Source organism: Bacillus sp. FSL H8-0516 (genome assembly GCF_038635285.1).
GTDB classification, from domain to species: domain Bacteria; phylum Bacillota; class Bacilli; order Bacillales; family Bacillaceae; genus Bacillus; species Bacillus safensis.
The window spans coordinates 2,525,210-2,546,668 of the sequence record NZ_CP152051.1 but is presented as its reverse complement, the minus strand read 5'-3'; the positions used below and the strand labels follow the sequence as shown (position 1 = coordinate 2,546,668).

19 protein-coding genes and 1 riboswitch are annotated in these 21,459 nt (G+C 43.0%); of the genes, 18 read left to right on the top strand and 1 reads right to left on the bottom strand.

What is annotated here, in order from left to right:
* Nucleotides 1-42 precede the first annotated feature (42 nt).
* From polX to MHB67_RS12825, 13 genes are all read left to right on the top strand, one after another.
* The gene (gene polX / locus MHB67_RS12885) at nt 43-1,755 is read left to right on the top strand and encodes a DNA polymerase/3'-5' exonuclease PolX (protein ID WP_341319784.1); all 1,713 of its coding nucleotides are present in this window, start codon (nt 43-45) and stop codon (nt 1,753-1,755) included.
* A gap of 21 nt (nt 1,756-1,776) precedes the next feature.
* Nucleotides 1,777-4,134 (top strand): endonuclease MutS2, encoded by a 2,358-nt coding sequence (locus MHB67_RS12880; protein ID WP_024423224.1) that lies wholly within the window; start codon nt 1,777-1,779, stop codon nt 4,132-4,134.
* Nucleotides 4,135-4,148: 14 nt separating this feature from the next.
* Nucleotides 4,149-4,553, top strand: coding sequence for a DUF350 domain-containing protein (locus MHB67_RS12875; RefSeq protein ID WP_007501637.1), 405 nt, complete (start codon nt 4,149-4,151; stop codon nt 4,551-4,553).
* Between the two features lie 162 nt (nt 4,554-4,715).
* Complete coding sequence (locus MHB67_RS12870) at nt 4,716-5,171, top strand: immunity 63 family protein (protein WP_206534396.1); 456 nt, start codon at nt 4,716-4,718, stop codon at nt 5,169-5,171.
* Between the two features lie 99 nt (nt 5,172-5,270).
* Complete coding sequence (locus MHB67_RS12865) at nt 5,271-6,989, top strand: AMP-binding protein (protein ID WP_041115046.1); 1,719 nt, start codon at nt 5,271-5,273, stop codon at nt 6,987-6,989.
* A gap of 168 nt (nt 6,990-7,157) precedes the next feature.
* Complete coding sequence (locus tag MHB67_RS12860) at nt 7,158-7,742, top strand: TetR/AcrR family transcriptional regulator (protein WP_024427175.1); 585 nt, start codon at nt 7,158-7,160, stop codon at nt 7,740-7,742.
* A gap of 26 nt (nt 7,743-7,768) precedes the next feature.
* Nucleotides 7,769-8,548: an enoyl-CoA hydratase gene (locus MHB67_RS12855; protein ID WP_342492551.1), complete on the top strand. Its 780-nt coding sequence runs from the start codon at nt 7,769-7,771 to the stop codon at nt 8,546-8,548.
* Nucleotides 8,549-8,579: 31 nt separating this feature from the next.
* Nucleotides 8,580-9,353, top strand: coding sequence for an electron transfer flavoprotein subunit beta/FixA family protein (locus MHB67_RS12850; RefSeq protein ID WP_024427173.1), 774 nt, complete (start codon nt 8,580-8,582; stop codon nt 9,351-9,353).
* Nucleotides 9,354-9,396: 43 nt separating this feature from the next.
* Nucleotides 9,397-10,374, top strand: a complete 978-nt coding sequence (locus tag MHB67_RS12845) for an electron transfer flavoprotein subunit alpha/FixB family protein (RefSeq protein WP_122631784.1) — start codon at nt 9,397-9,399, stop codon at nt 10,372-10,374.
* A 75-nt stretch (nt 10,375-10,449) separates the two neighbouring features.
* Nucleotides 10,450-11,928: an alpha-N-arabinofuranosidase gene (locus MHB67_RS12840; protein ID WP_342492550.1), complete on the top strand. Its 1,479-nt coding sequence runs from the start codon at nt 10,450-10,452 to the stop codon at nt 11,926-11,928.
* A 246-nt stretch (nt 11,929-12,174) separates the two neighbouring features.
* Nucleotides 12,175-12,489, top strand: coding sequence for a thioredoxin (gene trxA, locus MHB67_RS12835; RefSeq protein WP_007501629.1), 315 nt, complete (start codon nt 12,175-12,177; stop codon nt 12,487-12,489).
* A gap of 139 nt (nt 12,490-12,628) precedes the next feature.
* Entirely contained in the window at nt 12,629-14,401 is a 1,773-nt protein-coding gene (uvrC, locus tag MHB67_RS12830; RefSeq protein WP_342492549.1) for an excinuclease ABC subunit UvrC, read from the top strand.
* A 61-nt stretch (nt 14,402-14,462) separates the two neighbouring features.
* A riboswitch (Lysine riboswitch) is annotated at nt 14,463-14,640 on the top strand.
* A 132-nt stretch (nt 14,641-14,772) separates the two neighbouring features.
* Entirely contained in the window at nt 14,773-16,008 is a 1,236-nt protein-coding gene (locus MHB67_RS12825) for an aspartate kinase (protein WP_342492548.1), read from the top strand.
* Between the two features lie 154 nt (nt 16,009-16,162).
* Here MHB67_RS12825 and MHB67_RS12820 read toward each other — a convergent pair whose 3' ends face one another.
* The gene (locus MHB67_RS12820) at nt 16,163-16,606 is read right to left on the bottom strand and encodes a YslB family protein (protein ID WP_024423214.1); all 444 of its coding nucleotides are present in this window, start codon (nt 16,604-16,606) and stop codon (nt 16,163-16,165) included.
* Nucleotides 16,607-16,889: 283 nt separating this feature from the next.
* On the opposite strand from MHB67_RS12820, the gene MHB67_RS12815 reads away from it, so the two are divergent.
* The 5 genes from MHB67_RS12815 to MHB67_RS12795 all read left to right on the top strand — a co-directional run bounded on the left by MHB67_RS12815 (nt 16,890) and on the right by MHB67_RS12795 (nt 21,442).
* Nucleotides 16,890-17,498: a succinate dehydrogenase cytochrome b558 subunit gene (locus tag MHB67_RS12815; protein ID WP_024423213.1), complete on the top strand. Its 609-nt coding sequence runs from the start codon at nt 16,890-16,892 to the stop codon at nt 17,496-17,498.
* 37 nt (nt 17,499-17,535) lie between these two features.
* A complete protein-coding gene (sdhA, locus tag MHB67_RS12810) occupies nt 17,536-19,296 on the top strand; it encodes a succinate dehydrogenase flavoprotein subunit (protein ID WP_122631787.1) in 1,761 nt (586 codons plus the stop codon).
* Nucleotide 19,297: 1 nt separating this feature from the next.
* Nucleotides 19,298-20,062 carry a succinate dehydrogenase iron-sulfur subunit gene (sdhB, locus tag MHB67_RS12805; protein WP_111292405.1) on the top strand — a complete coding sequence of 255 codons (765 nt, stop codon included), beginning with the start codon at nt 19,298-19,300 and terminating at the stop codon, nt 20,060-20,062.
* A 121-nt stretch (nt 20,063-20,183) separates the two neighbouring features.
* Entirely contained in the window at nt 20,184-20,645 is a 462-nt protein-coding gene (locus tag MHB67_RS12800; protein ID WP_024423210.1) for a thioesterase family protein, read from the top strand.
* Between the two features lie 77 nt (nt 20,646-20,722).
* On the top strand, nt 20,723-21,442 hold the full coding sequence (locus MHB67_RS12795) for a biotin--[acetyl-CoA-carboxylase] ligase (protein WP_342492547.1): 720 nt from the start codon (nt 20,723-20,725) through the stop codon (nt 21,440-21,442).
* Nucleotides 21,443-21,459 lie beyond the last annotated feature (17 nt).

Sequence of the window (21,459 nt, the reverse complement as noted above, 5' to 3'; positions counted from 1 at the left end):
ATATTTATATAGGAAGATGCCAAAGTGGCTGGAGGATGAGAGATGAATAAAAAAGATATTATCAAACTTCTTGAAACAATTGCAGTATATATGGAACTAAAAGGAGATAATCCTTTTAAAATTTCTGCCTTTCGTAAAGCAGCAGCGGCACTGGAACAAGACGACCGCAGCCTTTCTCAAATAGATGATCTATTAGCATTACCCGGCATTGGAAAAGGAACCTTTGCTGTGATCACAGAGTATATCGAAAAAGGACAATCAGAAACACTCGAACAATTAAAAAAGGAAGTGCCTGAAGGACTTGTCCCGCTCTTAAAATTGCAAGGACTTGGCGGGAAGAAGATTGCTAAGCTTTACCAAGAGCTTGGAGTCCATGATGCACAGTCATTAAAGGAAGCATGTGAAGCGGAAAAAGTACAAGCGCTTGCAGGCTTCGGTAAAAAAACAGAAGAAAAGATTCTCGCTGCTCTTGAGGAGGCCGGAAAGCAGCCAGAACGACTGCCAATTGGCTTTGCATTAGATGTGGCAGAGCGGATTGATCATGCGCTTGAACAGATGAAGGGTATTCTTCGTTTTTCAAGAGCTGGCAGTCTAAGACGTGCACGGGAAACCGTCAAAGATCTAGATTATATCATTGCAACCAGCGATCCTGAACAAGTCAGAAAGCAGCTCGTTGCACTCGATGATGTCAAAGACGTTATCGCAAGCGGTGATACGAAGGTATCTGTCATTCTTGCCCTTGATTTTGAGATCAGTGTAGACTTCCGGCTTGTGACAACAGATCAATTTGCCACAACGCTGCATCATTTCACCGGCTCAAAAGATCACAATATTCGCATGCGCCAGCTGGCGAAGGAACGCGGAGAGCGTATTAGTGAATATGGTGTGGAAACAATTGAAACTGGAGAAGTCAAAACGTTTGAAGACGAGGCCGCTTTTTATGCGCATTTTGAACTTCCGCTCATTCCGCCAGAAATTCGTGAAACCGGAGCGGAGATTGATACGTATAAAGAAAGTATGCAATTTGTAGAGTTAAAAGATATCAAAGGCGACCTTCATATGCACTCGACTTGGAGTGACGGCGCATTTTCTATTCGCGAAATGGCAGAGGCATGTATCGCAAAAGGCTATGAATACATGGCGATTACAGACCACTCGCAATATTTAAAAGTAGCAAACGGTTTAACAAAAGAACGTTTACGTCTGCAAGAAAAAGAAATTGACAAGCTGAATCAAGAATTTGAGCATTTTCACATTTTCAAAGGAGTCGAAATGGATATTCTCCCGGATGGATCATTAGATTATGATGATGACTTTTTATCAGACATGGATTTTGTGATTGCGTCTATCCATTCGAGCTTTTCTCAGCCAGAGGAAGTCATAATGGAGCGCCTTGAAAATGCGCTGCGGAATCAGCATGTGGATTTAATTGCACATCCAACAGGCCGTTTGATCGGCAGACGGGACGGCTATGCCTTAAATATAGATCAGCTTATAGAGCTTGCGAAGAAAACGGGAACTGCACTAGAGCTCAACAGCAACCCGTCAAGACTTGATTTGAGAACAGAGCATTTAATGAAAGCAAACGAAGCAGGTGTAAACATCATGATCAATACAGATGCACACAATATCACCATGCTGGATCATATGGAAGTTGGTGTAACAGCTGCAAGAAAAGGCTGGACACCAAAAGCAAATGTCGTGAATACTTTTTCTCTAAACGAGATCAAAAAGTTTTTAACGCGTGACAGGTAGTCGTTAGGAGGCTGGACCATGCTGCAACAAAAAGTGTTAGCATCATTAGAATTTCATAAAGTAAAAGAAAAAGTCATGTCCTATACCGCATCCTCATTAGGAAAAGAAAGAGCGCAGGATTTAACGCCGCTGACGGATATAGAAACCATTCAGCATTTGCTGGAAGAGGTAGCAGAAGCACAGGATGTTATCCGCTTAAAGGGATCGGCGCCATTTGGCGGGCTGACGGATATTAGACGCGGGGTCAAACGGGCAGAAATCGGCAGTACATTAAGCCCGTCTGAGCTCATGGAAATTGCAGGACTATTATATGCTGTGAAGAATATGAAGCATTTTCTCAAGTCCATGTATGAAGATGGTGTAGACATACCACGACTTCATACATATGCTGAGACACTGATTTTACTGCCTGAAGTCAGAAAAGAAATCGAAAGCTGTATTGGTGATAATGGAGAAGTTCTCGACCATGCCACCCCGGCACTTCGTTCATTGCGCATACAATTACGTTCACTTGAATCAAAAGTTCGAGATAAATTAGAATCCATGATTCGCTCACAATCTGCTTCGAAAATGCTGTCAGACACGATTGTCACTATTCGTAATGATCGGTTTGTGATTCCGGTAAAGCAGGAGTACCGCTCGAATTACGGCGGAATTGTTCACGATCAGTCATCATCTGGGGCAACCCTTTTTATCGAGCCGCAAGTGGTCGTGGATTTAAATAACACCTTGCAGCAAACCCGTTTAAAAGAAAAACAAGAGGTCGAAAAGATCCTGCAAATGCTGACAGAGAGTGTGTCAGAACACATTGAGGAACTGCTTCACAATGTAAAGGAGCTTCAGACGTTAGATTTTATTTTTGCTAAAGCAAAATATGCAAAGGCAGAAAAAGCCACAAAGCCTGCTGTGAACGATCAAGGGGAGATTTATTTAAAGCGGGCAAGACATCCTCTATTGCCTAGGGATCAGGTTGTGGCAAATGACATCGAGCTCGGCAAAGATTTTTCAACCATCGTCATTACTGGCCCAAATACAGGGGGTAAGACAGTTACCTTAAAAACGCTTGGTCTTCTGACGCTGATGACGCAGTCAGGCCTTCATATTCCAGTTGAAGAAGGATCGGAAGTGGCGGTGTTTGACCAAGTCTTTGCTGATATTGGAGATGAACAGTCGATTGAGCAAAGCTTGAGTACGTTCTCATCTCATATGGTCAATATTGTGGATATCTTAAAGAATTTGACATCTAACTCACTCGTGTTATTTGATGAATTAGGGGCAGGAACAGACCCTGCTGAAGGTGCCGCGCTGGCCATGAGTATCTTAGATGAAGTGCATCAAACAAATGCACGCGTCATCGCAACGACTCACTATCCTGAGCTGAAGGCTTACGGATATAACCGAGAAGGTGTCACAAATGCGAGTGTGGAGTTTGACATTGAAACCTTATCACCAACGTACCGCTTGCTCATCGGTGTGCCCGGACGAAGTAATGCATTTGAAATTTCTAAACGTCTTGGATTGCCAGATCACCTCATTGACCGGGCAAAAGCGGATATGCATGCCGAACATAATGAAGTAGACCAAATGATTGCTTCATTAGAAGACAGCAAGAAACAAGCAGAAGAAGAGCTGCATGAGACAGAAATCTATAGAAAAGAAGCAGAAAAGCTTCATAAAGAATTGCAGAGACAAATTCTTGAATGGAATGAGCAAAAGGACAAACTGCTTGAAGAAGCTGAACAAAAAGCAGCAGAAAAAATTGAACAAGCCTCAAAAGAAGCAGAAGACATCATTCAAGAGCTTCGGTCGATAAAAAATGAGCATCGCTCATTCAAAGAGCATGAACTCATCGATGCGAGAAAGCGTCTTGAAGAAGCAGTTCCTGAGTTTGACCGGAAGAAAAAGCCAGAGCCGGTGAAAAAAGCAGCAAGACAGCTAAAATCAGGCGACGAAGTGAAAGTGCTCACCTTCGGGCAAAAAGGAACGCTGCTTGAACAAACAGGTGACAAAGAATGGAGTGTCCAAATGGGCATTCTGAAAATGAAAGTAAAAGAAAAAGACATGGAATTTATCAAATCAGCACCTGAATTTAAGCAGGAGAAAGCCATTACGGCAGTCAAAGGAAAAGACTATCATGTATCGCTTGAGCTTGACTTAAGGGGCGAGCGTTATGAAAATGCCTTAAGCAGAGTCGAGAAATATTTAGATGATGCTGTCTTAGCTGGTTATCCGCGAGTGTCAATCATTCATGGAAAAGGAACTGGCGCCCTTAGAAAAGGGGTTCAGGAATTACTGAAACAGCACCGAAGTGTGAAAAATGCTCGTTTTGGGGAACAAGGCGAGGGAGGATCAGGCGTTACCATCGTCGAATTAAAGTAAAAAGGAGAAAACGCATGAAAGCCTTTTGGGAAAATGAACTTGTGGAAATTGCCGCCTATTACAGCGTGGCCGTCCTATGTCTTGTCTTATTTCTAACCATTTTTGAACTCGTTACCTCCTATAAAAACTGGGAAGAGATCCAGCGTGGGAACTTAGCTGTTGCCATGGCAACAGGCGGAAAGATTTTTGGGATTGCGAATGTGTTTCAGCATTCAATCGCACAGCACAATTCCCTTCTACAAATGGTTGGATGGGGCGTATACGGCTTTGTGATGCTGCTTGTCAGCTATTTCATTTTTGAATTTTTAACACCACGATTTAAAGTAGACAAAGAGATTGAGAATGATAATAGAGCGGTCGGGTTTATTTCACTCATTATTTCAGTTGGGCTGTCTTACGTAGTAGCAGCCGGCATTTAAGGAGACGACATGGAAAAGCTAGCAAAAGTATTAATCGTAGTTGCCTGCACTTTTGCGGTCATTGGTGCCGTTTACATGTTCCTGTGAAATGAAGAAGACAAAGTGAGAAAGCTGTCAGGGATTCCTTGGCAGCTTTTATCTCACCCAAAGGCGGCGAATCACATGAAAAAAATTCTGCAAAAAGACGAACTCATAAAGCGTATTGATACTTGTCTCCAAATGACTTCCCTGCCAAGAGACATATATGAACCGTATATTGCACGTCCATTTCAAACGACTGGATTTTTTGATGATTTGAGCCCTTATGTTCAAATCGATTCGAGTGGCTATATTCTCATTCAATATGAACGAGGAATCCAAATGCTGCATAAAAGAACAAAAGCGGCGGATGAAGTCATTTACTGGATTTTAGAAGACACGATCTTTCTCACAGTCTACATAGACATGATGAGGCAGTATCAAGTCGACAACATTCAGACGCATTTACCGAATGATCCGAGTATCCATCAACAGATCGTGGAGAGAGTAAATGAGTCATTCCGTGCAATTGGTGGATTATATGAACAGTGGCATCATGAAGGAAAAAGAGCATCGATCGAAACACCAGCGAAGAAATAAAGATGGCATGGAACCAAGCTCTATTTGAAAAAAGCAAACTGCCTTAAGGAAAAGTTTGCTATAATAAAATAGTACGAAAGTTCAGGAAGGAGGGTTTTTATGCAGTCAGATAAACGTTGGCTTCTGCATTACCCGAATCAAATTCCCCACGAACTCACCATCCCAAATGAGACGTTACAATCTTACTTATTCAGCTCCGCAGAGGCTGCACCTGAGCATACAGCCATTCATTTTCTAGGAAAAAACATCACCTATGAACAGCTCCAGGAAGAAGCATTGAAACTAGCTGGTCACCTGATGAAAATTGGCGTGAAAAAAGGCGACAGAGTAGCGATCATGCTGCCAAACTGTCCTCAATCTGTCATTTCTTATTATGCTGTTTTAATTGCAGGCGGCATCGTTGTTCAAACGAACCCGCTTTATACGGAGAAAGAACTGGCATATCAAATGGAGGACAGCGGCTCAAAAGTGCTGATTACACTGGATTTATTGTATCCAAAGGCCTATAAAATGAAAGCGCTGACAAGTATGGAGCACTTGATCATCACCAAACTACAGGATTATTTACCATTTCCGAAAAACATTCTGTTTCCTATCGTCCAAAAAAGAAAAAATAAAATGGTCATCCAAGTAGAGAAAAGTGAGACCATTCATCACTTCTCACAAATCATGAAAGAATCGTCAGAAGAACAGATTCCGGCGCTTGCCTTTGAACCGAAAGAGGATGTCGCTGTTTTGCAATATACAGGCGGAACGACTGGTTTACCAAAAGGGGTCATGCTGACGCATGAAAATATTTTAGCGAATACTGAAATGTGCGCTTCTTGGATGTATAAAACGACAAGAGGCAAAGAACGAATCCTTGGCATCATTCCGTTTTTTCATGTATACGGAATGACGACCGTATTAAATCTTGCTGTCAAAGAAGGGCATTCAATGATTCTCCTTCCGCGATTTGACGCAGCTGATACCCTCAAAACGATTGAAAAACAGAAACCGACGCTCTTTCCAGGTGCACCAACCATGTATATTGCCTTGCTGCATCATCCAAACATTGAAAAGTATGACCTGTCGTCCATCACTGCATGTTTAAGCGGCTCGGCGGCTCTTCCTGTTGAAGTCAAACAGAGCTTTGAGAAATTAACAGGAGGGCGTTTAGTAGAGGGGTATGGTCTTTCAGAAACTTCGCCAGTGACCCATTCTAACTTTTTATGGGGAGCAAACAAAACAGGCAGCATTGGCTGTCCGTGGCCTGGGACAGACGCAGGCATTTATTGCGAGGAAACGGGTGGCCTTAAAGAGCCGTATGAGCACGGAGAAATTATCGTCAAAGGGCCGCAAATTATGAAAGGCTATTGGAATCAGCCAGAGGAGACAGCAGCTGTATTAAGGGATGGATGGTTTTTCACCGGAGATATTGGGTATATGGATGAGGACGGTTTTTTCTATATCGTTGACCGGAAAAAAGATGTCATTATTGCGAGCGGTTATAATATTTACCCAAGAGAGGTCGAAGAAGCCCTATATGAGCATGAGCTTGTACAAGAAGTCGTGGTCGCAGGTATACCAGATCCTTATAGAGGAGAAACAGTAAAAGCGTTTGTTGTACCGAAAAAGGATGCTTATTTAACAGAGGATGAACTCGATCGCTTTGTCAGAACGAGAATTGCTTCATTTAAAGTACCGCGCGTGTATGAATTTAAAGAATCACTGCCTAAAACGGCTGTCGGAAAAATTTTGCGCAGAGTATTAATTGAAGAAGAAAAAAGAAAGCAAGCTTCATCATCTGAGACACCTGTCGATCAATTGAAGAAATAACGACCTTCATCATCCGGTCGAGCGGCCGGATGATTTGATTGCTGACAGTCTGCTCTGGTATGATAAAGGTTGAAAAGAAGGAAGAAGATCTCTTGACAAATCACCCGTTTCTTTTTAACATAAAGTTATGAATGAATGCTCATTCAATTTAGAAAGGGACGAAGCACATTGAAGCAGAAAAGACCGAAGTACATGCAAATTATTGATGCAGCAGTTGTGGTGATTGCGGAGAACGGCTATCATCAATCACAAGTTTCAAAGATTGCGAAACAAGCAGGGGTAGCAGACGGAACCATTTATCTTTATTTCAAAAACAAAGAGGATATTCTCATCTCATTGTTCAAAGAAAAAATGGGACAATTCATCGAACGGATGGAGACAGATATTCAAAAGAAGCCGTCTGCAAAAGAAAAGCTTCTACTGTTGATTGAGGAGCATTTTCGCATGCTGGCGCAAAATCATCATTTGGCTCTTGTGACACAGCTTGAACTCAGGCAGTCAAACCTTGAGCTGCGGCAAAAAATCAATGAGGTGCTAAAAGGGTATTTAAATATGCTCGAGTCGATTTTAACAGAAGGAAAGAAAACAGGAGAATTCAGACAAAATTTAGATGTCCGCTTAGCGAGACAAATGGTATTTGGGACGATTGATGAAACCGCAACAACATGGGTCATGAATGATCAAAAATATGATCTGCCTGCACTCGCAGAAAGTGTACATGATCTGCTGTTAAACGGAATACATCAATCCTAAAGACAATGTGAAAAAGGATGATTGACATGGAAAAAATACTCAGCTTACATCATGAAGGACAGACAGCGCTCATCACGATTCAGAACCCGCCTGCAAATGCCTTATCCTCTCAGCTGCTCACTGAGCTTAATGACATGTTTGATAAGCTCGAACAGAATGAAGAAGTAAGAGCGATTGTGATCCACGGAGAAGGCAGATTCTTCTCAGCAGGTGCTGATATTAAAGAATTTACGACTTTACAGGAAGAGTCTGATTATGCAAGCCTCGCTGATAGAGGACAGCAAGTCTTTGAACGGATTGAACAGTGTCCAAAGCCAGTCATTGCCTCGATTCACGGAGCAGCATTAGGCGGAGGCCTTGAGCTTGCCATGTCTTGTGATATCCGAATCGCAACAAAAGCTGCAAAGCTTGGACTGCCAGAACTAAACCTCGGCATTATTCCAGGATTCGGCGGCACGCAGCGCCTCCCTCGCTACGTTGGTTCTGCTAAAGCGCTTGAAATGATGGGAATAGCTGAACCGATTACAGGTGAAGAAGCATTCGCCTGCGGCCTTGTTACAAAGCTGGCAGAAACAGAGGAAGAAGCGCTCGAAGCGGCTAAAACACTTGCGGGGAAATTTGCCGCGAAAAGCCCAAAATCACTTGAATATGTGCTTGATTTATTGAACGCCACAAAATTGTATTCATATGACGGCGGAATGAAGCTGGAAGCCAAAAAGTTTGGTGAGGTTTTCCAATCAAATGACGCCAAAGAAGGCATCCAGGCCTTTATAGAAAAGCGCAAACCGAACTTTAAAGGGGAATAAGGGATAAGTACGACACAAGGGGGAGAAATAAATGAATATATTTGTTTTGATGAAGCGTACGTTTGACACGGAAGAGAAAATTTCGATTCAGTCTGGTGCAATTCAAGAAGATGGAGCAGAGTTCATTATTAATCCTTATGACGAGTATGCCATTGAAGAAGCCATTCAGCTTCGCGATGAGCACGGGGGAGAAGTGACCGTTGTGACAGTTGGCGGTGAGGATGCAGAGAAACAGCTGAGAACAGCACTTGCTATGGGCTGTGACAGGGCCGTCTTATTAAACGTCGAAGATGACTTAGAAGAGTGGGACCAATATTCAGCTTCTACCATTCTTTATCACTATTTAAAAGACAAAGAGGCTTCCTTGATCTTAGCAGGGAATGTAGCAATTGACGGCGGCTCTGGACAGGTAGCACCGCGTCTTGCTGAATTACTCGGTTTTTCATATGTGACTACGATAACAAGTATTCAAATTGACGGCGGCTCTGTATCGATTGAACGAGATGCAGAGGGGGATGTGGAAGTCATTTCTGCCGAACTCCCGCTTGTCGTCACAGCTCAGCAAGGACTCAATGAGCCTCGCTATCCATCATTACCAGGCATTATGAAGGCAAAGAAAAAGCCTTTAGAAGAATTGGAACTTGATGATTTAGATCTGGATGAAGACGATGTACCATATAAAATCAAAACAATTGAACGTTTCTTACCGGAGAAAAAAGAGGGTGGCAAGGTGCTGAGCGGCGAGCTTCAGGATCAAGTCAAAGAACTGACAGATCTACTCAGAAATGAAGCAAAAGTCATCTAAACATCCACTTTACGATATCACGAGAACAAGGGGGAGCTTAAAGATGAGTAAAAAAGTTGTTGTACTTGGAGAAAGTCGTGACGGTAAATTAAGAAATGTGACATTTGAAGCCATTGCTGCCGCTCACAAAGTGGCAGATGGCGGTGAGGTCATTGGCGTGTTAATAGGGGATGACGTCAAAGACCTAGCAGATGAACTGCTTTACTATGGAGCGGATCATGTCATGATTGTGGAGCATCCGCACCTTTCATATTATACGTCAGATGGTTTTGCGCAGGCACTTCAAGCCATATTAGATCAGGTCGATCCGGATGCTGTGCTATTTGGCCATACGTCGATCGGAAAAGACTTGTCGCCGAAAATAGCTGCACGTCTCCAGACTGGCTTGATTTCAGATGCGATCGATGTAAGCGTTACCGGTGAACATCTTGTTTTCACTAGACCGATTTACTCTGGAAAAGCCTTTGAAAAAGTCATTTCGACAGACCGCCTGCTTCTAGCAACCATCCGGCCAAACAACGTGGCACCACTTGAGCGGGATGTGTCACGAGGCGGAGAAGTCACACCGGTTTCTGTCGATATTCAGAACCTTCGGACGATCGTGAAGGAAGTTATTAAAAAAACGTCAGAAGGTGTAGATTTATCGGAAGCAAAGGTCATTGTTGCTGGAGGGCGCGGGGTTAAGAGCAAGGAAGGCTTTGAACCGCTGAATGAACTCGCTGAGACGCTGGGGGCAGCAGTCGGAGCCTCGCGCGGCGCCTGTGACGCTGACTATTGTGATTATGCCCTGCAAATTGGTCAAACGGGAAAAGTCGTCACACCTGACCTTTATATTGCATGCGGGATATCAGGAGCGATTCAGCATTTAGCGGGAATGTCTAACAGTAAAGTCATTGTGGCGATCAACAAAGATCCAGAAGCTGAAATCTTCAAAATCGCCGATTACGGAATCGTCGGTGACTTGTTTGAAGTGGTACCGCTTTTAAATGAAGAGTTAAAAAAGATGAATATCCACTCGTAACGCTCATACACTCAGAATGCCTAGGTATTCTGGGTTTTTTTGTATGTGATCAAGAAGAAAAGGAGCGGTTGACAAGTGAAGGGGACAGTAAAAGTCAATGACGTGATCGGACGCATTTCTAAACACATTTATGGGCACTTTCAAGAGCATTTAGGAAGAGGGATTTATGATGGGATTTGGGTAGGAAAAGACTCAGAGATTGATCATATTGAGGGAATACGTACCGATGTGCTGAAGGCGCTTCAAGCATTACATATTCCGGTGCTGAGGTGGCCGGGGGGCTGTTTCGCAGACGAGTATCACTGGGCAAATGGTGTAGGTGATCTGAGTGAACGAAAGCCAATGGTCAATACCCATTGGGGTGGTACGGTTGAATCCAATGCATTTGGTACGCATGAATTTATGACATTGTGTGAGCTGCTTGAATGTGAGCCTTACATTTGCGGCAATGTGGGAAGCGGGTCTGTTCAACAATTAGCCGATTGGGTCGAATACATGACATTTCCAAATGGGACACCTATGTCAGACTGGCGCATTCAAAATGGAAAACAAGAACCTTGGAAGCTGACCTATGTTGGTGTAGGCAATGAAAGCTGGGGCTGCGGCGGGAATATGACGCCTGAATACTATGCAGATTTATATAAACGCTATCAAACGTATGTAAGAGAGTTTGCAGGGCAGCGTATTTACAAAATCGCCTGCGGTGCGAATTCTAATGACGTGAATTGGACGAAAGTATTGATGGAGCGGGCTACACCGTGGATGGATGGGCTCAGTTTACATTATTACACCGTACCTGGTACATGGGAGAAAAAGGGGTCAGCGACTGAATTTGATGAAGATGAATGGTTTATCACGCTGAAAAAGGCCTATGAGATGGAACGGCTTGTCGAAGACCATGGAGAAATCATGGATCGTTATGACCCAGACAAGCGAATCGGGATGATTATTGATGAATGGGGGACATGGTATGACCCAGAGCCAGGAACAAATCCTGGGTTTTTATATCAGCAAAACACGCTAAGAGACGCCCTTGTGGCCGCCCTCCATTTTCATATTTTTCATCGCCATTGCGAGCGGATTCATATGGCAAATATTGCTCAGACGGTCAATGTGCTACAAGCGATGGTATTAACAAAGGACGAAAAGATGCTTCTGACGCCTACGTATCATGTATTTCACATGTTTCAAGTGCATCAAGAGGAAGAAGCGCTTGAAGTGGAGTTCGTTTCACCGCCGTATGAACGAAGAGGTGAAAAAATTCCTCAGGTCAGTGTGTCAGCCTCGCGTTCATCAGGTAAGATGCATATTAGCTACTGTCATCTGAATCCGCATGAAAAAAGAGAGATATCCCTTGCCATTGAAGGGATTGATGAACAAACGAAAGTCACTGGACGTGTGCTGACGGCTGATCGTATGAATGCGCATAATACATTCGATAATCCTCATTCTGTTCAGCCAAAAGACTTTCAGCAAATGAATGTAAAGTCCGGCGAATTAATGGTGGAGCTGCCGCCAATGTCAGTGGTCATGATAACTGTCGACCTCGCTTAATTGCATATTTCGATGTTTGATGAGAAGAATGTTGGGGCATCATACATTGTAAATGAAGCGGAAAGGGTGTCATGTCATATGCTTAGAACCATTCTAATGATCATCGGTGCGATTGTTGTTATTGGTGCGATTATACGGTTTGTTTTTTAATTCATTTCCTAAAAAATGATTCGTAAGCATTTCATTCGCAAGTCACATTGGTAGATGCTATACTAAAAAGCATAATTTACATTGGAGGAATGAATAATGGCAATCGTAAAAGCTACTGACGCAACATTTTCACAAGAAACTGCAGAAGGTGTTGTTCTTGCAGACTTTTGGGCACCATGGTGTGGACCTTGTAAAATGATTGCTCCAGTTCTTGAAGAACTTGATCAAGAAATGGGCGACAAAATGAAAATCGTAAAAATTGATGTAGACGATAACCAAGAAACTGCTGGTAAATACGGCGTTATGAGTATCCCAACACTTCTTGTTTTAAAAGACGGTGAAGTTGTAGAAACTTCTGTTGGTTTCAAACCCAAAGAAGCACTTGCTGAGCTTGTCAACAAACATCTATAAACCGATCTATGTCCAAGCGGCATAATCATTGAAGCGGTTCTCGTAAAGACGAGAACCGCTTTTCTTTCAACGTGGTATAAAACAAATGTTCGTGATACACTAGAAGGAGTGAAAGAGGAAAACAAGGACGGATGAAAATATGAACAAACTAATCAAAGAAAAGCTGTCAGTCCTGCCGGATCAACCAGGCTGTTACTTAATGAAAGATAGACAAAATACGATCATTTATGTAGGAAAAGCAAAGGTTTTAAAAAACAGGGTGCGCTCTTATTTCACTGGATCACATGACGCCAAAACGCAGCGGCTTGTCAGTGAAATTGAAGACTTTGAATACATTGTCACCTCTTCTAATATCGAGGCGCTCATTTTAGAGCTGAATTTAATCAAAAAATATGACCCAAAATACAATGTCATGCTCAAGGATGACAAGACGTATCCTTTTATAAAAATTACGAATGAACGCCATCCTAAGCTGATCGTCACCCGCAATGTAAAAAAGGACAAAGGAAAATATTTCGGTCCATACCCAAACGTACAAGCAGCTCGAGAAACAAAAAAGCTGCTCGACCGCTTATATCCACTGAGAAAATGCGCTACCCTTCCTGACCGCATCTGTCTTTATTATCATCTTGGACAATGTCTTGCGCCATGTGTGTATGACATTTCTGAGGAAACGAATAAGCAGCTCGTGGACGAAATCACAAGGTTTCTAAACGGAGGACATCAGCAAATCAAAAAAGAACTCACCGAAAAGATGCAGGAAGCCGCTGAAAATTTAGAGTTTGAACGGGCAAAAGAACTGAGAGACCAAATCGCTTATATCGACTCAACGATGGAAAAACAGAAAATGACGATGAGTGATCTATCAGATCGAGATGTCTTTGCCTATGCCTATGATAAAGGCTGGATGTGTGTCCAAGTCTTCTTTATCAGACAGGGGAAATTGATTGAACGTGACGTGAGCCTGTTTCCAATGTATCAGGACCCTGAGGAAGAGTTCCTCACGTTTATGGGGCAATTTTATGAAAAGAACAATCATTTTCTGCCGAAGGAAATTCTGGTGCCGGACAGTGTCGATCAAGAGATGATTGAGCAATTGCTTGAGACGAACGTTCACCAGCCGAAAAAAGGAAAGAAAAAGGATTTGCTTTTACTTGCGCATCAAAATGCCAAAATCGCCTTAAAAGAAAAATTTTCGCTCATTGAGCGTGATGAAGAGCGGACAATTGGTGCGGTGAAGCAGCTCGGGGATGCGCTTAATATTTATATGCCATACAGAATCGAGGCATTTGATAACTCAAATATTCAAGGGGCAGACCCGGTTTCTGCCATGGTCGTCTTTCAGGATGGGAAACCCTATAAAAAGGAATACCGAAAATACAAAATAAAAACCGTCTCAGGGCCAGATGATTATGCATCCATGCGTGAAGTCATTAGAAGACGATATACCCGCGTGTTAAAGGATGAACTGCCGCTACCAGATTTAATTTTAATTGACGGAGGAAAAGGACAGATCAACGCAGCCATCGATGTGCTTGAAAATGAATTGAATCTGTCTGTCCCAGTCGCAGGTCTTGTAAAAGATGAAAAACACCGGACTTCAAATCTCATGATAGGAGATACACTTGAAATTGTTGCGCTGGAGCGGAATAGCCAGGCCTTTTACTTATTGCAGCGCATTCAAGATGAAGTGCACCGGTTCGCCATTAGCTTTCACCGGCAGCTGCGCGGAAAAAATGCATTCCAGTCTATTTTAGACGATGTACCAGGTATCGGAGAAAAGCGTAAAAAGCAGCTCCTCAAACATTTTGGCTCTGTGAAAAAAATGAAAGAAGCCTCTATCCAAGACTTTCAGGAGGCTGGCATTCCGAAACAGACGGCTGAACTTTTAATGGAAGCATTAAAAAAATAGATTGTACTTTTACCAAAAGTCTGTTAAGATGTGACTAATTTAATAAATGAACGTGTTGTTTGTTGAAGATAGAGGTGCGAACTTCAAGAGTAAGCCTTCGGAGATCGATGGGATCTAAGAAGAGGGCTGAAAGGGGAGCGTCGCCGAAGTGAATAAAATCCACTCATTTTATTCGCTGGCTGTACATTGAAGAAATGTAGGGCTGTCAAGAATTCATTTCTTGGAGGGCTATCTCATTGTTTGCATCGTTTAATGATGATTTTAAAGCAATGGGAGATTTGTTCTCTCATTGCTTTTTTATTTGCAGTGAGCGGACAGTCTCCAAGCTGCCTCTTCTCTCACACGTGAACTTTTGAAAAAGGGTGGTAGACATGGGACTAATTGTACAAAAATTTGGCGGAACTTCCGTTGGGTCGACAGAAAAAATTCGTAATGCCGCAGAGAGAGTGATCGCTGAACGCGAGGCAGGACATGATGTGGTTGTGGTTGTATCAGCGATGGGCAAATCAACGGATGTTCTAGTAGACCTAGCGAAAGAACTCACAGACGATCCAAGCAAAAGAGAAATGGATATGCTGCTCGCAACGGGTGAGCAGGTGACCATTTCATTATTAGCGATGGCGCTCCAAGCAAGAGGTTATGATGCCATTTCCTTTACAGGCTGGCAGGCTGGTATGAAAACAGAGCATGTACACGGAAATGCAAGAATCGTGGACATTGATGAATCAAGAATAAAAGAGGAATTAAGTGCGGGGAAAGTCGTTGTTGTGGCAGGCTTCCAAGGAATTGCAGATGACTTACATATCACAACTCTTGGCCGCGGCGGATCAGATACAACAGCTGTGGCACTGGCTGCCGCACTAAAAGCTGATAAATGTGATATATACACAGACGTACCAGGAGTGTTTACGACAGATCCGCGTTATGTATCATCTGCGCGGAAACTTGCAGGTATTTCATACGATGAGATGCTTGAGCTGGCTAATCTAGGAGCTGGGGTTCTGCATCCAAGAGCTGTTGAATTTGCGAAAAATTATCAAGTCCCGCTAGAAGTCCGTTCTAGTATTGAAAATGAATCGGGTACGTTAATTGAGGAGGAATCATCCATGGAACAAAACTTAGTTGTCAGAGGCATTGCATTTGAAGATCAGATTACACGTGTGACAGTGTGCGGGCTTTCAAGCGGTTTATCAACATTATCGACCATTTTTACGACGCTTGCGAAACAGAATATTAATGTCGATATCATCATTCAGTCGGTCACAAGCACCAACCAGACTTCCATCTCTTTCTCTGTCAAAACGGATGATTTGTCCAAAACAGTTGAAGTATTAGAAGAATATAAAGGGGCGCTTGGCTACGAGCAGATTGAGACAGAAAGCAAATTAGCGAAAGTATCCATCGTGGGATCTGGAATGGTCTCAAATCCAGGGGTAGCTGCTGAAATGTTTGCTGTGTTAGCGCAAAAAGACATTCAAGTGAAAATGGTCAGTACGTCTGAAATCAAAGTCTCAACGGTCGTTGGCCGTGATGATATGGTCAAAGCGGTTGAAGCGCTGCATGACGCGTTTGATTTATCAAAGGTGAGCGCCGCTGCTCACTCTTAAAAAGGTAAAGAGGTGATCTTATGAAAGAGGGTCGCCTCTTTTTTCTATATGGAAACGGCTGAAACGGGCGTAAACCTATTCATTAAGTATGCTATGATAGATGTAGACATATAAAAAAGGCGTGACCTGAAGTCCGCGCCTTTTATCAAGAGTATTAGCTAGGGTCTCTTAAATCCCATTTAACGGTTAAAATGACTTTCTCAGCACGCTTTTTCACTTGTTCATAGGATTCAGCCACGTGCTCATTCAGAAGCTGAATTTGTTCAGCAATAAAACCCGCTTCCATCTGAAAGCATGGCTCCTTTTGATAGGTGAGTCGATTGGATACTAGTGGACCTTCGAGCTCAAACTCAATTTCCTGTTTTTTCGAATGGACCATTGTGAGAGTCCCCCATCCGGCATCATGGAAAAATTCGGGGATCTTCTCCCATGATTCTTGAGGAAATTTACGAGCAAGCAGTTTACCCGCAAAATACATCATAGATGAATGGTCCTGACCAAGAATATCAGGCAGCAGAACTTCGCGTATCAGCTCGTAGGCAAATCCATTGACTTCAATTTCTTTTAGCTGTTCTAAGTTAGATTCGAATTTATTCATTGTACGGCTCCCCTCTTTCAACAATTTATTATAGCTTATGTGGGCATATGATGACAGAGTTTTCCCTGAAGTCTAAGAAATTCTTATTGTAGTAAAACGAATTTTGATTTAAAACTTTTAAATTTCGGAAAATTTTAATTTATGTACGCGGTTTCTTGACGCTTTTTTGACATAGGAGTAAAATGAAATTGTCAATAAATTTGAATAAAGTGCTTACAATTGAAAGAAGCGGGGGTAAGACAATTTTCAAGCAATTGCACTTTTTTTACTAGGGGGTAAAGTAATGTCGGGGAACAAAGAATTTTTTTATCGGAGATTGCATTCTTTGCTTGGCGTCATTCCGGTCGGTCTATTTTTAATACAGCACTTAGTGGTTAACCACTTTGCGACAAATGGACCAGAGGCGTTTAACAAAGCTGCACACTTTATGGAACAGCTTCCTTTCAGATATGCACTTGAGCTGTTCGTGATTTTCTTACCACTGATCTATCATGCTGTTTATGGGGTGTACATAGCCTTTACGGCACAAAACAACACTTCTCGCTTCAGTTACTTAAGAAACTGGCTGTTCAGATTGCAAAGGATTTCAGGTATTATCACATTGATTTTTGTCTCTTGGCACGTATGGGAAACACGAATTCAAGCTCAGCTTGGAGCTGAAGTCAACTATGACATGATGGCGAATATTTTAAGCTCTCCATTTATGCTAGGCTTCTATATTGTCGGCGTTTTATCTACTATTTTCCACTTTGCTAATGGCTTGTGGTCATTTGCTGTCAGCTGGGGAATTACCGTTTCACCACGCTCACAACGAATCTCCACATATGTGACATTAGGTATATTTATAGCGCTTTCATATGTAGGGCTAAGAGCAATTTTCGCTTTTGTTTAAGAGGAAATAGATTAGTAGAAGAGGGAGAGGGGCTACAATGAGTAATTCTAGCATCATCGTTGTCGGAGGCGGCTTAGCTGGTCTCATGGCAACTATTAAAGCAGCAGAAGCGGGAACAGCTGTTCAACTATTTTCAATCGTACCTGTGAAACGTTCGCATTCTGTATGTGCACAGGGCGGAATCAACGGAGCGGTCAATACAAAAGGTGAAGGGGATTCACCTTATGAGCATTTTGATGACACGGTATACGGCGGAGATTTCTTAGCCAACCAGCCGCCAGTAAAGGCAATGTGTGAAGCAGCGCCGTCCATTATCCACTTACTTGATCGTATGGGTGTTATGTTTAATAGAACACCAGAGGGATTATTGGACTTCCGCCGCTTCGGGGGAACACAGCACCACCGTACAGCATTTGCTGGAGCTACAACAGGCCAGCAGCTATTATACGCACTGGATGAGCAGGTTCGCCGCTATGAAGTAGCAGGGCTTGTCACGAAATATGAAGGCTGGGAATTCCTTGGCGCTGTTTTAGATGACGAGGAAGTATGCCGCGGGATTGTCGCGCAGAACTTGACGACAATGGAAATTGAATCTTTCCGATCAGATGCAGTCATCATGGCAACAGGCGGTCCTGGAATCGTGTTCGGTAAATCAACAAACTCTATGATTAACACTGGATCTGCAGCATCTATCGTCTATCAGCAAGGTGCACATTATGCAAATGGAGAATTCATTCAAATTCACCCGACAGCGATCCCAGGAGATGACAAGCTTCGTCTTATGAGTGAATCAGCTCGTGGTGAGGGCGGACGTGTTTGGACATATAAAGACGGGAAGCCTTGGTACTTCCTTGAAGAAAAATACCCAGCATACGGGAACCTTGTACCGCGTGACATCGCAACGCGTGAAATCTTTGACGTATGTGTCGAGCAAAAGCTTGGCATCAACGGAGAGAACATGGTATATCTGGATCTTTCTCACAAAGATCCAAAAGAGCTTGATATTAAGCTTGGCGGAATCATTGAAATCTATGAAAAATTCATGGGTGACGACCCGCGTAAGCTGCCGATGAAAATCTTCCCAGCTGTTCATTACTCTATGGGCGGATTATGGGTCGATTATGATCAAATGACGAATATCAAAGGTCTATTCGCTGCCGGAGAATGTGATTACTCAATGCACGGCGGAAACAGACTTGGTGCAAACTCACTTCTTTCAGCGATTTACGGCGGAATGGTCGCTGGACCAAATGCGGTGAAGTACATTAACGGTCTTGAAAAATCTGCAGAAGACCTTTCTTCTGCACTATTTGACAGCGCCGTGAAGAAAGAGCAGGAGAAATGGGACAACATCCTCAGCATGGACGGAACAGAAAATGCGTACGTGCTTCATAAAGAGCTTGGAGAATGGATGACGGATAACGTTACAGTGGTTCGTTACAATGACAAACTCTTAAAAACAGATGAGAAGATCGAAGAACTAATGGAGCGCTACAAGAAGATCAACATCAATGATACCGCATCATGGAGCAACCAAGGCGCTGCCTTTACACGTCAGCTTGACAACATGCTTCAACTGGCAAGAGTCATTACGATCGGGGCATATAACCGGAATGAAAGCCGAGGCGCACACTATAAACCGGAATTCCCAGAGAGAAACGATGAAGAATTCCTTAAAACAACGATGGCTACGTTCAAAGGGAAAAATCAAAAGCCTGCATTCCACTATGAGGACGTCGATGTATCGTTAATTGCACCTCGTAAACGAGATTACTCGAAGAAAAAGGTGGAGAAATAAGATGAGTGAAAAAAACACAATTCATTTCATAATCACACGTCAAGATACAGCAGATGGAAAGTCTTATGATGAGGAATTTGAAATCCCTTACCGTCCGAATATGAACGTCATTTCTGCACTCATGGAAATTAGACGTAACCCGGTCAATAAACAAGGTGAAAAAACAACGGCGATCAACTGGGACATGAACTGTCTTGAAGAGGTGTGCGGAGCTTGTTCCATGGTTATTAATGGAACACCGCGCCAGTCATGTACAGCACTAATTGATCAATTAGATCAGCCGATTCGTCTCCAGCCGATGAAGACATTCCCGGTCGTGAGAGACTTGCAGGTTGATAGAAGCCGTATGTTCAACTCCTTGAAAAAAGTAAAAGCATGGGTGCCGATCGATGGCACATATGATCTTGGACCTGGACCAAGAATGCCTGAGAAAAAACGTCAATGGGCGTATGAGCTTTCTAAATGTATGACATGTGGTGTCTGCCTTGAAGCTTGTCCAAACGTGAATGATAAGTCTTCCTTTATGGGCCCTGCTCCGCTTTCACAAGTACGTCTATTTAACGCACATCCGACAGGTGCGATGAATAAGTCTGACCGTCTAGAAGAAATTATGGGTGACGGCGGTCTTGCGAACTGCGGGAACTCTCAAAACTGTGTGCAGGCTTGTCCGAAAGGAATCCCGCTGACAACGTCAATTGCAGCACTTAACCGAGATACAACATTACAAGCTTTCCGTAACTTCTTCGGAAGCGATCACGCAGAATAACATCACATTCAGTCCTCTTTGCCAATCATGATGAGTGTTTACAAGAGGCTGGATGGAACACAAAATAAACGCCTCTTCCAATATGGGAGAGGCGTTTATTGATGAATAAGGAGATGATGAAGTGAGACTTCCATCATATATTGAGGAACCATTTGAAGAATGGAGAGCATCCTTTCGATTTTATGTCGAAACGACTGTCCGTTTTTCAGAAACGGATATGTTCGGCCATATGAACAATGTCACCCCTTTTGTCTATTTTGAAGAAGCACGGATAGCCTTTTTTCAAAAAACAGGAATTGTGGATAAACGAATGAAACGTGTGAAAGAGACGATTACAGTCGTGGCAAACCTGCAATGTGATTACATCAAACAGGTGGAGATTGGGGAGCGGCTTCGTGTGTATGTAAAGCCGGAAAAAGTCGGATCAAGCTCACTTATCCTTCATTATTTAGGAGAAAACGAGCAGCAGGAACCATGCTTTACAGGCTCAGTCACCATGGTGCAAATTAATAAAGAAACAGGCGCATCTGTCCCATTTACAGAGGAAGAAAAAGAGACATTTCAAGCTCAGCGAAATGGGTAGCATGCAGCCTCATCAACGTGTAAGCTTCATTTTGTTATAATAAAAAGATCATATCAAGAAGAACAAAAGGAGAACACATGAAGATTTTTCAATATGACACCATTGATAGTACAAATAATGAAGCGAAAAGGCTCATTCAGCAAGGAGAAAAACCTTCATTTGCTGTCTATGCACATCAGCAGACAGAAGGAAGAGGCAGGCTAGGCAGACCGTGGGAAACACCTGCAGGGAATGTCGCTTTGACCATGACAGTTTTGCCGCCAGAAGAACTCTCCACCCAGTCAACGATTGCTCCGCTGACGGCACTAGCGATCTACGATGTACTCAAACCTCTCATCAGGGCTGAGGATCAGCTGGCGATCAAATGGCCAAATGATATTCTCATCAATGAAGCAAAGGTATCAGGCACATTGATTGAAGCGGACCGTAACGCCATTTATATCGGGGTTGGCATCAATGTGAAGACAAAGCCGGAGCATGTTCCGTACAAAACCATTTGCCTATCAGAGCTTACAGAGGTAAAAGCCGATCAGCTTGTGAAGGAACTTGCAGCCGCTTTTGAAAAATATCATACACGCTGGAAGAATGAAGGGTTTGAAGCACTCACTTCCCTCTATAACAAACGGTTATATCGTCTTCATAAACCGCTGCGGATTTCGTTAGACCGTGAAAAACAAACATGGGAAGAGGGCATTTGCTGCGGAGTCAACCGCTACGGTCATCTCCAGCTCAAAGATGAGAAAGGGCAGATAAAAGCTCATTCTGCTGGAGATATCGATGCACCGTTTCAGCATTAAAAAAAGCAGACGATATT

What these genes read in the sequence shown, in the direction of transcription:
- polX (WP_341319784.1), top strand. Translation starts at nt 43, where the DNA reads ATGAATAAAAAAGATATTATCAAACTTCTTGAAACAATTGCAGTATAT.
- MHB67_RS12875 (WP_007501637.1), top strand. Translation starts at nt 4,149, where the DNA reads ATGAAAGCCTTTTGGGAAAATGAACTTGTGGAAATTGCCGCCTATTAC.
- MHB67_RS12870 (WP_206534396.1), top strand. Translation starts at nt 4,716, where the DNA reads ATGAAAAAAATTCTGCAAAAAGACGAACTCATAAAGCGTATTGATACT.
- MHB67_RS12865 (WP_041115046.1), top strand. Translation starts at nt 5,271, where the DNA reads ATGCAGTCAGATAAACGTTGGCTTCTGCATTACCCGAATCAAATTCCC.
- MHB67_RS12855 (WP_342492551.1), top strand. Translation starts at nt 7,769, where the DNA reads ATGGAAAAAATACTCAGCTTACATCATGAAGGACAGACAGCGCTCATC.
- MHB67_RS12850 (WP_024427173.1), top strand. Translation starts at nt 8,580, where the DNA reads ATGAATATATTTGTTTTGATGAAGCGTACGTTTGACACGGAAGAGAAA.
- MHB67_RS12845 (WP_122631784.1), top strand. Translation starts at nt 9,397, where the DNA reads ATGAGTAAAAAAGTTGTTGTACTTGGAGAAAGTCGTGACGGTAAATTA.
- trxA (WP_007501629.1), top strand. Translation starts at nt 12,175, where the DNA reads ATGGCAATCGTAAAAGCTACTGACGCAACATTTTCACAAGAAACTGCA.
- uvrC (WP_342492549.1), top strand. Translation starts at nt 12,629, where the DNA reads ATGAACAAACTAATCAAAGAAAAGCTGTCAGTCCTGCCGGATCAACCA.
- MHB67_RS12825 (WP_342492548.1), top strand. Translation starts at nt 14,773, where the DNA reads ATGGGACTAATTGTACAAAAATTTGGCGGAACTTCCGTTGGGTCGACA.
- MHB67_RS12820 (WP_024423214.1), bottom strand. Translation starts at nt 16,606, where the DNA reads ATGAATAAATTCGAATCTAACTTAGAACAGCTAAAAGAAATTGAAGTC.
- MHB67_RS12815 (WP_024423213.1), top strand. Translation starts at nt 16,890, where the DNA reads ATGTCGGGGAACAAAGAATTTTTTTATCGGAGATTGCATTCTTTGCTT.
- sdhA (WP_122631787.1), top strand. Translation starts at nt 17,536, where the DNA reads ATGAGTAATTCTAGCATCATCGTTGTCGGAGGCGGCTTAGCTGGTCTC.
- sdhB (WP_111292405.1), top strand. Translation starts at nt 19,298, where the DNA reads ATGAGTGAAAAAAACACAATTCATTTCATAATCACACGTCAAGATACA.
- MHB67_RS12795 (WP_342492547.1), top strand. Translation starts at nt 20,723, where the DNA reads ATGAAGATTTTTCAATATGACACCATTGATAGTACAAATAATGAAGCG.